15 protein-coding genes and 1 pseudogene are annotated in these 14,647 nt (G+C 36.3%); 1 reads left to right on the top strand and 15 read right to left on the bottom strand.

Going from position 1 to position 14,647, the window contains the following annotated elements; all coding sequences use genetic code 11:
* Positions 1-22: 22 nt before the first annotated feature.
* The 10 genes from BTOYO_RS21040 to panB form a co-directional block, all read right to left on the bottom strand.
* The gene (locus tag BTOYO_RS21040; protein ID WP_000442696.1) at positions 23-541 is read right to left on the bottom strand and encodes a YpoC family protein; all 519 of its coding nucleotides are present in this window, start codon (positions 539-541) and stop codon (positions 23-25) included.
* A 3-nt stretch (positions 542-544) separates the two neighbouring features.
* Positions 545-1,192: an endonuclease III gene (gene nth / locus BTOYO_RS21035; RefSeq protein ID WP_000933024.1), complete on the bottom strand. Its 648-nt coding sequence runs from the start codon at positions 1,190-1,192 to the stop codon at positions 545-547.
* Between the two features lie 15 nt (positions 1,193-1,207).
* Positions 1,208-1,915, bottom strand: coding sequence for a DNA replication protein DnaD (dnaD, locus tag BTOYO_RS21030; protein WP_000728536.1), 708 nt, complete (start codon positions 1,913-1,915; stop codon positions 1,208-1,210).
* Between the two features lie 119 nt (positions 1,916-2,034).
* Positions 2,035-3,222 carry an aspartate transaminase AspB gene (gene aspB, locus BTOYO_RS21025; RefSeq protein WP_000761566.1) on the bottom strand — a complete coding sequence of 396 codons (1,188 nt, stop codon included), beginning with the start codon at positions 3,220-3,222 and terminating at the stop codon, positions 2,035-2,037.
* 18 nt (positions 3,223-3,240) lie between these two features.
* Positions 3,241-3,762: a cell wall elongation regulator TseB-like domain-containing protein gene (locus tag BTOYO_RS21020; protein ID WP_000758736.1), complete on the bottom strand. Its 522-nt coding sequence runs from the start codon at positions 3,760-3,762 to the stop codon at positions 3,241-3,243.
* 7 nt (positions 3,763-3,769) lie between these two features.
* Positions 3,770-3,940, bottom strand: a complete 171-nt coding sequence (locus tag BTOYO_RS21015) for a YpmA family protein (RefSeq protein ID WP_000412179.1) — start codon at positions 3,938-3,940, stop codon at positions 3,770-3,772.
* 251 nt (positions 3,941-4,191) lie between these two features.
* Positions 4,192-6,996 (bottom strand): ATP-dependent DNA helicase DinG, encoded by a 2,805-nt coding sequence (dinG, locus tag BTOYO_RS21010; protein WP_000044973.1) that lies wholly within the window; start codon positions 6,994-6,996, stop codon positions 4,192-4,194.
* A gap of 133 nt (positions 6,997-7,129) precedes the next feature.
* Positions 7,130-7,513: an aspartate 1-decarboxylase gene (panD, locus tag BTOYO_RS21005; protein WP_023441198.1), complete on the bottom strand. Its 384-nt coding sequence runs from the start codon at positions 7,511-7,513 to the stop codon at positions 7,130-7,132.
* A 12-nt stretch (positions 7,514-7,525) separates the two neighbouring features.
* Positions 7,526-8,374, bottom strand: a complete 849-nt coding sequence (panC, locus tag BTOYO_RS21000) for a pantoate--beta-alanine ligase (RefSeq protein WP_000692376.1) — start codon at positions 8,372-8,374, stop codon at positions 7,526-7,528.
* The gene (gene panB / locus BTOYO_RS20995; protein WP_000851101.1) at positions 8,374-9,210 is read right to left on the bottom strand and encodes a 3-methyl-2-oxobutanoate hydroxymethyltransferase; all 837 of its coding nucleotides are present in this window, start codon (positions 9,208-9,210) and stop codon (positions 8,374-8,376) included. Before panB ends, panC begins: the two co-directional genes overlap by 1 nt.
* 526 nt (positions 9,211-9,736) lie before the next feature.
* On the opposite strand from panB, the gene BTOYO_RS20985 reads away from it, so the two are divergent.
* Positions 9,737-10,126, top strand: a complete 390-nt coding sequence (locus tag BTOYO_RS20985) for a cupredoxin domain-containing protein (protein WP_000062349.1) — start codon at positions 9,737-9,739, stop codon at positions 10,124-10,126.
* Positions 10,127-10,248: 122 nt separating this feature from the next.
* Here BTOYO_RS20985 and BTOYO_RS20980 read toward each other — a convergent pair whose 3' ends face one another.
* The 5 genes and pseudogenes from BTOYO_RS20980 to mgsA form a co-directional block, all read right to left on the bottom strand.
* Complete coding sequence (locus BTOYO_RS20980; RefSeq protein WP_001192037.1) at positions 10,249-11,229, bottom strand: biotin--[acetyl-CoA-carboxylase] ligase; 981 nt, start codon at positions 11,227-11,229, stop codon at positions 10,249-10,251.
* Positions 11,214-12,406 (bottom strand): annotated as a pseudogene (locus BTOYO_RS20975) (CCA tRNA nucleotidyltransferase). Before BTOYO_RS20975 ends, BTOYO_RS20980 begins: the two are co-directional and overlap by 16 nt.
* The gene (gene bshA, locus BTOYO_RS20970) at positions 12,393-13,538 is read right to left on the bottom strand and encodes an N-acetyl-alpha-D-glucosaminyl L-malate synthase BshA (RefSeq protein ID WP_000768310.1); all 1,146 of its coding nucleotides are present in this window, start codon (positions 13,536-13,538) and stop codon (positions 12,393-12,395) included. Before bshA ends, BTOYO_RS20975 begins: the two are co-directional and overlap by 14 nt.
* Positions 13,535-14,239, bottom strand: coding sequence for a bacillithiol biosynthesis deacetylase BshB1 (bshB1, locus tag BTOYO_RS20965; RefSeq protein ID WP_000015659.1), 705 nt, complete (start codon positions 14,237-14,239; stop codon positions 13,535-13,537). Before bshB1 ends, bshA begins: the two co-directional genes overlap by 4 nt.
* Positions 14,240-14,250: 11 nt before the next feature.
* The gene (mgsA, locus tag BTOYO_RS20960) at positions 14,251-14,646 is read right to left on the bottom strand and encodes a methylglyoxal synthase (protein ID WP_000684760.1); all 396 of its coding nucleotides are present in this window, start codon (positions 14,644-14,646) and stop codon (positions 14,251-14,253) included.
* Between the last annotated feature and the right edge of the window lies 1 nt (position 14,647).

Below are 14,647 nucleotides of genomic sequence, written 5' to 3'. Positions count from 1 at the left end.
ACAAAAAAAGAAGTCCTTTCTCTTAACGAGGAAAGGACTTCTTTTTTGTTATCATTTTCTTTACATATAACTTTTCTATTTCAATATACAACTGTGCTAACTGAATATAAGAATGATAATTATTTGGTTTCTTTATAATGAACGAATATCGCTCCATAAAATTAACTGGTTGTACTTCCAATTCACTCGTGTAATCTTCCATTTCATTCAAACTATGAACAGGTTGCTCATTTAGCCAATATACAATTGATAACAAATGTGCTGCAAAAAGAATCATCGGGCCTTCAGCTTCTTGTTTCTTTCTGTTTCGAAATAATGTGGCAATGTCTTCATGCTTATTTTTCCATACATTCAACATTACCGGAATACTGTTTTCAATTTCATTCCACGGCTCATATTGTCTTTCTATATCAAATATAAAGTAAGTATTTTGTATGATTTCTTCAAAAGATTGGTCTGTATGATACTTAATCGAATTTGCGTTTTTTTGAAAAAATGGTAAGTACCGAAATTCTTTCGGTACTCCTATAACTCGCTCCATCCTTTATTTCCCCTTCATTCGCTTCTTTCCTTCGCGACACACTTCTAGCAATCGACACTCTTCACATTGTGGTCGCTGCGCTTTACAGTGATAACGTCCAAAGAAAATCAAACGGTGATGTGTAACGCCCCATTCATCCATCGGAATTTTCTTCATTAATGTTTTTTCGACTTCTAATACAGAGTCTTTCCATCTACAAATCGCTAATCGTTTGCTCACCCGCTCTACATGCGTATCGACAGCAATTGCCGGTATCCCAAATGCTACCGATACTACAACATTTGCTGTCTTCCGTCCTACACCAGGTAACTTCGTAAGCTCATCTCGATCTTTCGGCACTTCTCCATTGTAATCATCTAATAACATTCGGCACAATTTTTGAATATTTTTTGCTTTATTTCTATACAATCCAATAGAACGTATATCTTGTTGTAACTCTTCTAGAGAAACACTTAAATAATCTTCTGGTGTTTTATATTTTTGAAATAAATTTTTCGTCACTTTATTTACAAGTGCATCTGTACATTGTGCAGATAATGCCACTGCAATTACAAGTTCGAATGGATTATCATGAATCAATTCACAATGTGCTTCTGGATACATATCCGCCATTGTGTCTAAACAATAACGAATTTGCGTTTTATTTAACATAGACTTCCTCCTACATTACTGCTCCAACCAATTATAAAAAGGCACTTTCCCAGTAAATTTCGTCTCTTGTGTTGTTACTTGTTGCGCTCGTTGCTGATTTGCTCTAAATTTACGTCCTTGATTTTGAGCTTGATCTACTGTTTTAATTCCATTCTTTTTCCACTCAAATAAAATACGATCAATATATCGGAAGTTCAGCTTACCGCTCATCACAGCTTCTCGTAGAGCCGCTTGAATTAAATTCGGATGATGTTGATCTTGATCCTCCCACATTCCCAATGTTTCACATTCAAATGGAGAAAGTGGTCTTCCGAATTCTTTTTCAAATACTGTATATAAATTTACTTGCAGTTGTTTTTTTTCTTTTTGTTCTTCCTCTATTGATTCATTCATTAAGAAATGCAATATTTTTTCCCATAGCGGTTGTAAAGAATAACTTTCACACATCATCGCTTCTGATCTTTGTCCACCTTCTAGTGATAAAAAACCTTTTTGAATCAATGTTTGAATTACTTCCATACATTTCATTTCCGCTATTGTCATTCGTTCGGAAATCTCCGACGGAGTCGGAAACGAATTTCCCGATTCTAAAAATGTATGCACATGAAGTAAAACCATAAATTCCGTTTCATTTAACCCTAATTTTTTATAATGCATCATAAGTAATTTTGGAATCGCAATGCTTCCCTGTTCAAACCACTGTAACATCATTTTCTTTTTCATCACCAAACACCTCGTTCTCTAGTATAACACACCTTTCGCTATTTCTTTTTGCCACAATTCGTCAAAAAAACCTCCCTATTATATAGAGAGGTTTTTTATTGTATTAACGAAATATACAATTAAGCTTTCACTTTACTTTTCATAAACGTATGAATACGTTCTAATGCTTTCTCTACTTGTTCAAGAGATGTCGCATATGATAAACGAACGTTATTTGGAGCCCCAAATCCTGTACCCGGCACAAGAGCAACTTTTTCCTCTTCTAATAAAGCTTTCGCCCACTCATCAACTGTATCATATCCTGATAAAGCTACAGCCTCTTTTACATTAGGAAATAAGTAAAACGCGCCTTGCGGTTTAATACAAGTAAAGCCAGGGATTTGAATTAATTTATCATAAATAATGTTTAATCTCTCTTCAAATGCTTGGCGCATTGTTTCTACAGGTTGTTGTGAGCCTGCATATGCCGCGATTGCGCCGTATTGAGCGATTGAAGTAGGGTTTGACGTACTATGACTCGCTAAGTTCGTCATCGCTTTAATCAGCTGCTTATTTCCAGCTGCATATCCAATACGCCATCCTGTCATAGAATGAGATTTAGATACACCATTAATAATTAGGGTTTGTTCTTTTAATGCATTAGAAAGCTGGGCAATTGAAGTATATTCCGCACCACCATAAATTAACTTCTCATAAATTTCATCTGAAACGATTAAAATATTATGTTCTAAACATACTTCTCCAAGCTGTTGTAATTCTTCTTTGCTATAAATCATTCCTGTTGGATTGCTCGGTGAATTAATAATAACTGCTTTCGTTTTCTCTGTAATTGCCTCACGCAACTGCTTTGCTGTAATTTTGTACTCATTGTCTTCTAAACCTTCTACATAAACCGGATTACCGCCAGCAAGCTTTACTTGTTCTGGATAGCTTACCCAGTAAGGAGTTGGGATGATAACTTCATCTCCTTCATCAAGCAACACTTGGAATAATGTATATAATGCATGTTTTGCACCATTACATACAATAATTTCAGATGGATCATACTGAATTCCTTGATCGCGCGTAAATTTCTTCACAATTTCTTGTTTTAACGATTGTAATCCACCTGTTGGCGTATATTTCGTATGTCCTTCTAACATCGCTTTATGCGCAGCTTCCATAATATGCTCTGGTGTATTAAAGTCAGGTTCTCCTGCCCCTAATGCAATTACATCATGACCTTCTGCCTTTAACGCTTGTGCCTTTGCTGTAATTTCTAAAGTTGAAGACGGTGTTAAAGCAGCTACTCGCTTTGCTAATTTCATTTGTAGTTCCCCCTACATCTATTTTTGAGCGCTATATCGTCTTAAAAACGACCCATCTTTAAATTCAAGATAGTAGTAATTATAACGATTGTCATAATCAATATATGTAACTTCCCATAATGGTACTTCTACTGGTACACCATCTCTAATACCTTTTTCAAAGCCTAATTTCACTTTCAGAATTTCTTTCGGCTTTCTTTTTGATTCTTTATCGCCGACTTGTTCTATTGTTCTTTGTATAGCCTCTTTTTCGGAAATACCTTCACTCTTTTTCCTTACTACGGTATCCCCTTTTTTCTCAGGCACCCAAACGATAAGATGTTCTCCCTTTTCATCTGTACCCTGTACGACTGTATATGCAGCTTTTCCGTTGTAATAATCAACAGATGTCACTTTTGTAAGCTTTGCTTTTTCTTTAGCAATTTCTACAGATTTCGACTCTTTGGGAATTTTCTTATCCATCGCTTTATTATAAACATACGCCCCATATATTCCGCTAGCAACGATAACGATAATGATTGCAAAGATCCACTTTTTCATTGTATCACTACGTTCTGTAAATCGTAAATACAGCTGTTTCTTTGTCTTTTTCGTCTAATGCTAATCCGAACATGAGGTCCTGCTCTTTTAACGTACGATTCAAACTATCAACAATTTTATACAAATCTGACGAATATTTAATACGCGTCGTTGATAGTACTTCGATTTTCTTCTCCATGAAAAAACTCCTCCGTTACACAAAAATTTCTAATTATAGAAGAACGCAATGCGGTTACAATAAGAGTACATTCTTTACAACCCCTGCTTCATCACCCATCTATTATAGCAGGACATGTACAGCAAAAAAAGGTTTCAAGTCGAAAACCAATACATTTTGTATACAAGAAGTAAGAAAAATAAAATTCCTCCTACCCACATTTTTTACGCCTGAAGTTCATAAGTACTTCAGGCGTATTTTTCTTCCAATTTTTATTCATTTGACGGTTCTTCTAATTGCACCAACAACTCTTCTAACGGTCCTTCATAAAGAGGTACATTAGGAATTGATTGTAAAAATCTTTTTCCATAGGAAGAACTCGTCAATCGACGGTCTAACACTACTACCGTCCCCGTATCAGTATTCGTTCGAATTAAACGCCCAAATCCTTGTTTGAAACGTAATATTGCTTGCGGGAGCGTTAATTTTGCGAATACGTCCTCACCTTGATTTTTTAGCCATTCACCTTTCGCTTCCATCATCGGCTGATGAGGAGGTGTAAAAGGAAGACGGACAATGACAAGGCAACTCAAGGCATCTCCTGGAATATCGATTCCTTCCCAAAAACTGCTCGTGCCTAACAATATTGACTTGTCGAACTCTTGAAACTTTCGAATTAAGCGACTTCGACTCCTATTGTTTACACTTTGTGTTAATAATAGATAGCCTTCTAATTCATCATTGCTTTTCAAATTCGCATACGCTTCTTTCAGCATTTCATACGAAGTGAATAAAACGAGCATTCTCCCTTTTGTAACTTTTGCTATCTTGGCAATATGTTCCGATACAGATTCAATATATTCCTCATTACTTACTCGCTTAATAAACGGTACATCCGTTGAAACCATTAATTTCATTTGTTTCTCATAATGGAATGGCGATTGAACCTGTAAAGTATTTGGAGCAAAATCATGTAAGCCAAGCTCTTCTTTTATATAGTCAAATGTATCGTTAACTGTTAATGTTGCAGATGTAAAGATAACACTCTTTTTTTCTGTTAAAAATTCATCAGCAAACCTTTCTCCAATATGAACTGGTTGCGCGTATAAAATGGTTGAATGAATCGTTCCTTTCGTCTCCGTCTCCATCCAAGTTACATATGCATTTTTTTCCAATATGAGCAACTGTAATGATTCTGCCATCTTTCTCAGTAACCCACTTAAATGCATAAATTCACCCGTAACAACATGCATTTCCCACTCTAACTTACTTTGCAATATATCTACTTGTTTCTCAAATATGGTCACTATTCTTCTTAATTCATATACAAAACGATTTGTTAACTCAACAATACTATCCCACAACTTACCTTGCTCTACTTCCGTGTTATATCGATAAATGAGCGGCATATTGTTTGTTCCTTGTTCTTGCTTTGTTTGTTTAAATATAAAAGTACGTAACATTTGGAATAGTTCATCCGCATCAAATTTAAGTTCCTTCAAACTATGGCTTATCATACGGAAAGTAGAACGAGATGCTTGCTCTGATTTTTTCATCATTTTATATACTTTAGAAAGCACATCATCCGTTTCTAGTGTACCAAGTCGAGATAAAATCAATTGAAAATACATACAAGAGAACTGCTCACCTAGTGTTCTACTCGCAGCTTCTTCAATATGATGAGCTTCATCAAAAATTATATGTTCACATGAAGAAAACAGTGGTTCTTCACTTGAAAAATCTTGAAATAATAATGCATGATTTGTAATAACGATATCTGCAAATAAAGCTTTATTTTTCGCTCGCTGATAAAAGCATCGACTAAACCAATTACTTTGCATACCGCCCGGACTATACGCATCACTACAAATACGATTCCAAAGTAACTTTCCGCCCTCTGGAATATTTAATTCATCTCGGTCACCTGTTTCAGTTTTTAATAACCAAACTAAAATTTTCGCCTTCGTAAGTGCCATATCGTAATTTTTTTCTTCCTCTTGCAAAGCATATTCAAATTTATGTAAGCAAAGATAATGCTTTCTCCCTTTTAGAAGAGCTGTCTCAAATGAAAATGGCATTATTTTTTGCAATAACGGAATTTCTTTTTCAAGTATTTGTTGTTGAAGTTGTACCGTTTGTGTACTGATAACGACAGGTTCTTCTTTTTTATTCGCAAAATAAAGACTAGGAAGTAAATAAGCAAGAGTCTTTCCCGTCCCTGTACCTGCTTCAATAAGAGAAAAACGAGAATCTCTTAACGCCGTATATATCTCTTTCATCATCATTTGCTGACTTTCTCTTCTTTCAAACTTCGGCATATGTAATTCCAGTTTATCCATCGTTTTATTCAAGAAAGCATCAAATTTTAATGAATATGTTTCTCCAAGACTTAAGGAATAGTTCCGTTTTCTCAGTGCAATATTGCGATACACTTCATATTCCGCTTTTATTTCTTTACCATGCATTACTTTCTTTAAAATATTTTCAGAAAGCACATCAGCTATATCACTTTGGAAAACATCACTCAATTCATAAAGTGATTGTAATGTAACAAGTGGTAATTTTTCAATTTCATTTAAAAATTGTAAAAACAGCTCTGCTGTCGCAAGAGCATCACTATCCGCACGATGTGGTTGATCGTGTTCGAGTTCATGTTTCTTAGCTAAATCACGTAATTTATAACTATCGGCTGTTGGCAAAAGAATTTGTGCCAATTCAACCGTATCGATTTTAGGACAATGTATTTCTGTATATCCAGCCTGCCTTAATTCTTCGTTTAAAAAATTCCAATCAAAGTGAACATTATGCGCAACGAAAGCGGCACCTTGTAATAGCTCAACAATCATCGGGGCTACATCTTGAAATAACGGGGCTTGTTTTACAAGACTTTCATCAATCCCTGTTAATTCTGTAATAAATACGGGAATCTCTCTCTTTGGGTTAACAAAAGATGAAAAAATCTCCAATATCTCTCCATCTTCTACTACAACAGCTGCAATTTGGGTAATTTTATCTTTCCCGTCTTTCCAGGAGTTTCCTGTCGTCTCTAAATCAACAACGACATAACGTTTACTCATATATGTAACACCTCAATTTCTTACCTTTCAAACAACAATAATTCATATAATGTTACTATACCACGTTTTATCTCATCTTAATGAAAAGATGCACAAAAAAGCTATCTCCTGATATAGAGATAGCTTTCCTCTTTTATAATGTTGTACCAGCCTTTTCAGCACCTAACATTTCAACAATTTGATTTTGATCGTCTAACACTGCAATTTTTGGTTCTTGTTTATGAACCTCTTCTTCCGTAACTAAGCCATAACAAATTATAATTACTTTATCTCCCGGTTGTACAAGCCTTGCTGCAGCACCGTTTAAACAAATAACACCGCTACCGCGTTCGCCTTTAATAACATATGTCTCTAAGCGCGCACCGTTATTATTATTTACAATTTGAACTTTTTCGTTCTCTACAAGATTTACTGTATCCATTAAATCTTCATCTATTGTAATACTACCTACATAGTTTAAATTTGCCTCCATTACAGTTGCACGATGTAACTTTGCTCTCATCATTGTGCGAAACATAGATGCTCCCCCTTATTTAACCGTTAATGTTATATTGTCAATTAATCTTACATTTTCAAACTTAACTGCAATAGCTAAAATGATTCTTCCTTCCATTTCCCCTACTATTGCCAATGACGGATATGCATATAAATCCGCATAATCTACAGTACCTTTCGTATACGTCTCAATATGTTCTTTCACAAGATTTGTAATGATTTCTGAATTACGTTCGCCTGCCTCAATTCTTTCTTTCGCTATACATAGACTGCGGTATAAATGAGAAGCCTCTTCACGTTCTTCTTGTGATAAATACACATTACGAGAACTTTTTGCCAATCCATCTTCTTCTCTTACAATATCAACTGGTACGATCGTTACTGGAATATTGAAATCAGTTACAAATCCTTCAATTACAGCAACTTGTTGTGCGTCTTTCATACCGAAATAAGCACGATTTGGCATTACAATATTAAATAATTTCATTAGTACAGTCGCAACTCCAGAAAAGTGACCAGGTCTTTGTTTTCCACATAATACGTCAGTACGCTTTACAACTTCTACTGTTGTTGTTTGTTCTGCCGGATACATTTCTTCTACACTCGGATAAAATAAATAATCCACACCGTTTTCTTTTGCTACACTTTCATCTCTCTCAATATCACGAGGGTATCGCTCTAAATCTTCGTTCGGCCCAAACTGTAGTGGGTTTACAAACACACTTAAAACTACAATTTCATTTTCTTCTCTTGCCTTGCGTAATAAAGTAGCATGCCCTTCATGTAAATAACCCATCGTTGGAACAAAACCAATATTCTTTCCACTTGTACGAAGTTCGCTCGTAATTTGCTGCATCTCTTGCACTGTAGTTATGATTTTCATTACTGTTTTCCCCCGTATAACGCTAAGCATTCTTCTTCTTTCATTGTGAACGAATGTTTCTCTTCAGGAAATTGCCCTGTCTTCACTTCAGCAACATATTGAGAAATCCCACGTACAATTTCCTCTTGAACAGACGTATACTGTTTTACGAATTTCGGAACACGATTTACCCCATATGAGATGAGATCATGATATACAAGAACTTGCCCATCTACTTTTTGTCCCGCTCCAATCCCGATTATTGGAATTGTTAATTGCTTCGAAATTAATTCTGCTAACTGCATTGGCACACATTCTAACACAAGTGCTATCGCACCAGCTTCCTCACATTTCTTTGCATCGTCTATTAATTTCTTTGCACTTTCAGCATCTTTTCCTTGCACTTTATATCCACCCAATACTCCCACAGATTGAGGAGTTAAACCTAAATGCGCTACGACAGGAATTCCTGCATTCGTTAAATAATGAATCGTTGATATAACTTCTCCAGCACCTTCTACTTTCAGTGCATGTGCTCCGCTCTCTTGAACGATGCGGCGTGCATTCACCATCGTTTCTTGTAACGATATGTGATAAGACATAAACGGCATATCAGTTACAATAAATGTTTCTTTCGCTCCGCGGCGTACAGCTTTCGTATGATGAATCATATCCTCTACTGTTACAGGTACTGTTGAATCATATCCGAGTACAACCATCCCAAGAGAATCTCCAACTAAAATCATATCGACTTCAGCTTCTTCTGCTAATTTAGCAGAAGGATAATCATACGCCGTTAGCATCGTAATCGGCTCACCTTGCTCTTTCATCTTCAAAAAATCTGTTTTTGTTTTCAAAAACTACTCCTCCTTTATGCAGGAGAGAGGCGATGGCCGAAATCATATAAAAAACCCCTCTGGCCATAAAAGGGCAGAAGGGTTGTGTGTTAGTCGGCATTATTCATCCCTCTGTCCCAGTCCGTTATTGGATCAAGGCAGAATCCAAGTTATTATTTTTTGTACTGCTTCGAATCATGGTGCAGTTCGCTCTGATACTGCCCACATTCGAACTAATTATAGCAAAGTACAAAAAGAAATTACTACATTTTTTTGAAAAAATAATTTTTTATTTCCATTACGGTATGTGAAATTTAACTAGATAGTGTATATGCTATATAGTTTTTACAGAGAATTCAGTCCTAAAAAATAAGTGGGTGTGTTTCCCATACATACCTTACAACTCCAAGTTAATTTCTTTTGTAATCCATTTAAATGCAAAAAATTGATTTAAAGATACTGATATTTTATTTGACTGTATAGTATAAGCCTAAAACTATTGATGCAGGTTAATTGAAGAAAAGCACTTAGAAAAGGAGAATTGCGAATGTCTATGAACAAGTGGTTATTTCCATTACTCGGTTTGTTTGTAATGATTGTGAGTGTGATAACTTTAGACTCCATCAACGTAGTTGCCTCAGCTAACGTCGTAACACAACCTATTGAGTCAACGAAAGTGATTGAAGTCGAACTTAACGATGATTACTTTAATCCGAATGTCATCACTATTCCGATTGAAGAAACAACAACATTGTTATTAAAAAATAAAGGTAAGAACGAGCACACCTTTACAGTGAAAAAACTCGGAATTGACGTCGTAGTTGAGTCAGGAAAAGAAAAAAACATTACCGTAAAACCTAAAAATACTGGTACATATGAATTAATATGTAGATACCATCTCCTTAAAGGAATGGAAGGAAAAGTAATAATCAAATAATAAGCAGCGCTAATCGAACGTTACTCTACATACAACTTAAGTTGTAAAAAGTGTATTGTCACATTACAAAGCCTACTCAAAAATATTGAAATAAAAAAGAAGTTCCAAAAAAGGAACTTCTTTTACTTCATTTCGATATCCGCAGAATGAATATGATGTATTTTCCCTTCATGGTCCTCCAGAAGCAATACACCCTCTTCTGTAATCCCTTTTGCTAGCCCCGTAATCGTCTGTCTCATCGTTCGGGCAGTAATTTCTTTCCCGATGCTCACAGCGTAACTTTCCCAAAGAATTTTAATTACAGAGAAACCATTTTGTAAATACTCTTCATATAATTTTTCTAGTTGTAAAAAGATTTGTTGCATAAGTTCCGCACGAACAATTGGCTTACCTGATTCAATCGCTAAAGAAGTGGCAATTTGCTGAATTTCCTCATCAAAATGTTCTTGTTTTTGATTCGCATTAATACCAATTCCCATAATGACAGCATTGATTTTATCAGGATCCGCTTGCATTTCTGTTAATATACCTACAGCCTTTTTACCTTGAATTAAAATATCATTCGGCCATTTAATTCCTACATTTACACCTGTGCATTTTTCAATTGCTTGTGCAACGCTAACAGCCGCTAGCAGAGTGAGCTGCGGGGCATGATGAACCGGGATCGATGGACGCAAAATAATACTCATCCAAATTCCTGTTCCTTTTGGCGAATGCCACTTTCTACTTAAACGGCCTCTACCTGCAGTTTGCTCTTCCGCAACGACAATTGTTCCCTCTTCTACTCCTTCATAAGCAAGTTTTGCTGCAATATGCTGAGTAGATTCAACTGATTCTTCAAAATAAACCGTTCTACCGATACGCTCTGTTTGTAATCCTAACTGAATTTCGTTAGCAGTTACTTTGTCTGGCTTCCCCGCAATGCGGTAACCTAATCGACGCACAGCTTCAAGTTCATATCCCTCATTCCGAAGGTCCTCCATATGTTTCCACACAGCGGTTCTTGAACAGCCAAGTTTATCACTAATCGTTTGGCCAGATACAAATTCTCCATCCGCTTCAGAAAAAACTTGCAACAACTGCTTTCTTATAGTAGATTGCATCTTTGCAGCCACTCCCTTATACTCTCTTTCTCATTAACTACATTTCCTTGTACGATCGCTTCTTCGATTTTTTGAAGCATTTCAGCAACCCACGGACCAGGCTTTTTATTCGCCCAGTTTAATAGATCATTCCCACTCACATTCATGTCTTGACGACCCTTGATTGGCAATGCATGAAACATTGATTGTACTCGTTTAACAGATGTAGGGTTATAGTTTTCAATCATCGCTTCATATACTCTCTCTGCCATTTCAGCGATATGAATTCCCGTTTTATAAAGAAGGACTGTATCCCAATCCTTCTCCTTTCTCGTACGAATTGTTAATAAAACTGCGACAATATCTTTTATTTTTTATTCGAAAACTTCCATTGACGTAAAAATACAGATGGATGCTCTTCTCCGATACAATATAAGAAAAATGCCCATGCCTCAATGTCTGTTTCAAAAGAATCCCATTTATACTGCGTAGCTTTTAACAGTCTCTCTTCTGACATTTGTAAATAGGGCAAATGAGAAAATAGCTTTGTCTCTACTAATTCTTTGAGGCCCTTCACACAATAGGTACCAGTTAACAGTTTCTCAAACTCTACTGTGATGCGCTCAATTGCTATATGTTCTAGCAAGTGCCCATACGTTTCAATCGCTTGCTTCGTTTTCGTTTCTAAAGAAAACCCTAACGTACTTACAAACCGAATGCCACGCATCATTCTTAGTGCGTCTTCTTGAAAACGATTCGCTGCATTTCCAACTGTCACAATTTCTCTCTTTTGAATCGCTTCCTGCCCAGCAAATAAATCCACCATTTCGCCTTCTTCTGTCATGGCAATCGCATTCATTGTGAAATCACGACGTTTTAAATCCTCTTCTAATGAACGAACAAATTGAACACTACTAGGTCTTCGAAAATCTTCATATTCGCTTTCTGTTCGAAAAGTGGTTACCTCATAAGGTTCACCATTTTCTACAACAATTACAGTTCCATGCTCAAGACCAACAGGAACATGTCTTGGGAATATATCCATTACTTCTTCTGGTAAAGCAGATGTCGCAATATCAATATCTCCAATCGGCCTATCGATAATAAGATCTCGTACGCTCCCACCAACAAAATAAGCCTCATGTCCTTGTTGTTTTAATATCTCAATAATAGAACTAGCTTTTTTAAATCTTTCCATTTTTGTCATCCCTTAGTATGTCATAGTAAATTGCTTCATATTGTGAGACGATTTTTTCTGAGCGGAACTGCTCATAAACACTTTCTCTTGCTCGCTCTCCCATATTACGGTGAAACTCTTCATTCTTTAATAGCTGAATGGCTTGATTGGCCACACCTGTTGTATCGCCAACTTCACATAAATATCCTGTTTCACCATGTTGAATGACTTCTGGAATACCTCCAACCCTTGTTCCGATACAAGGTACACCACACGCCATCGCTTCTAATAAAACAAGACCAAAACTTTCCTTCTCTGATAGAAGCAACATTAAATCACTCATCGCAAGCAGTTCTGCAACATTATCTTGCTTCCCTAGGAATAAAACGCGATCTTCAATATGTAAATTCTTCACTATCTGTAAAATTGTACAAAATTCTGGTCCGTCTCCAACAAGAAGCAATTTCGCATCAACTTCTTTAGCAACTTTAGCAAATGCCTGAACAACATCCTGCACACGTTTCACTTTACGGAAATTTGAAATGTGAATAAGTACCTTTTCACTCTCACTTATACCGTATTCTTTCTTTAATTGAGACATATTACGCTTGAAATATACACGTTCGTCTATAAAGTTATATACCGTTTGAATGTCTTTATTTGGTTTTACAAGCTCATGCGTTTCGTCAATTAATGAATGCGAGACAGCAGTAACAACATCAGACTGCTCAATACCAAAACGAATTAAATTATTTAACGAAGGGTCGGAACCTAACACAGTAATATCTGTTCCATGCAAGGTTGTAACAATTTTAATACGCTCACCAATCATTTGTTTCGCTAAATAAGCACAAATTGCATGCGGTATTGCGTAATGCACATGTAAAATATCAAGACTTTCTCTTTGTGCAACCTCTGCCATTTTACTCGCTAACGCTAAATCATATGGTGGATATTGAAATACAGAGTATTGATTCACCGTCACTTCATGAAAATAAATGTTTGGATACACTTTATTTAATCGAAATGGTAAACCCGATGTAATAAAATGAATTTCATGCCCGCGTTCCGCCAATTGCTTTCCTAATTCTGTTCCAACAACTCCAGAACCACCTACAGAAGGATAACATGTAATACCTATTTTTAATTTCATTTACATCCCCCTATTAAATCAGCATGTAATAAAACCGGTTTCTTACTCATAAATCCTTCGGCATACAAGACTCCAACTTCTTTCCCAAACACCTTCTCACGAGCGACCACAGTTTCAACGTAACCTTCTGTTAACGGCGTCTTAACACCATCACTCCCTGTTGAAAACTGACTTTCATACGCTTCTAATGCTTCCACTTTTTGCGATAGGTACTCACTAATATCTATACAAAAATTCGGTTTATGAAAACCATTAATCATATAATTATAAAAAGACTCCACACGATGCGGTGGAAGTTCTGGCATATATTTACGGATTCCTGCTGAAAAAATAGCCTCTTCCACAAGCTTTGCACAATTTGCATGATCTGGATGACGATCTTCATCGTATGGTGCAAAAACGAGTTTTGGTTTATATGTACGGATCACCTTTACAATTTCACGTATAAACTCTTCTTTCATATACAAACCACGATCTGGCATCCCTAAATTCAGTCTCGTTTTTACTCCCATTATACGAGCTGCGATCCTTGCTTCTTCTTTTCTCAACTCTATCGTTCCATTTGAAGAAAGGTCAGCTTCTGTTAAATCACAAATACCTACTTCAAACCCTTGCTTCGTATATTTTGCAATGGTACCCGCCATGCCGATTTCAACATCATCAGCATGAGCACCAAACGCTAATATATGTAATCCACTCATAATTGTTCCCCTCATTTTCTTAACTTGCGATAATCTAAATCCCCTCGTTCTAATGCGTGCATTAACATTTCAGCACTTGCCATGTTCGTTGCAAGTGGAATCGCATATACATCACATAAACGAAGTAATGCATTTACATCTGGCTCATGCGGCTGAGCAGTTAGTGGATCTCGGAAAAAAATCACCATATCCATATCGTTTTTTGCAATCATGGCACCGATTTCTTGATCGCCACCAAGAGGACCCGACTGATATCTTGTTACAACTAAGCCAGTTGCCTCCATAATGCGAAGTCCTGTCGTTCCTGTTGCAAACAATTCATGTTTTTCAAAAATTGGTTTATATGCGTACGCAAACGAAACCATGTCATTTTTCTTTTTGTCATGTGCGATTAAGGCAATTTTCATC

The organism is Bacillus toyonensis BCT-7112 (assembly GCF_000496285.1).
Classification (GTDB): Bacteria; Bacillota; Bacilli; order Bacillales; family Bacillaceae_G; genus Bacillus_A; species Bacillus_A toyonensis.
The sequence above is the reverse complement of the archived record's forward strand: the minus strand, read 5'-3'. Positions and strand labels throughout refer to the sequence as shown.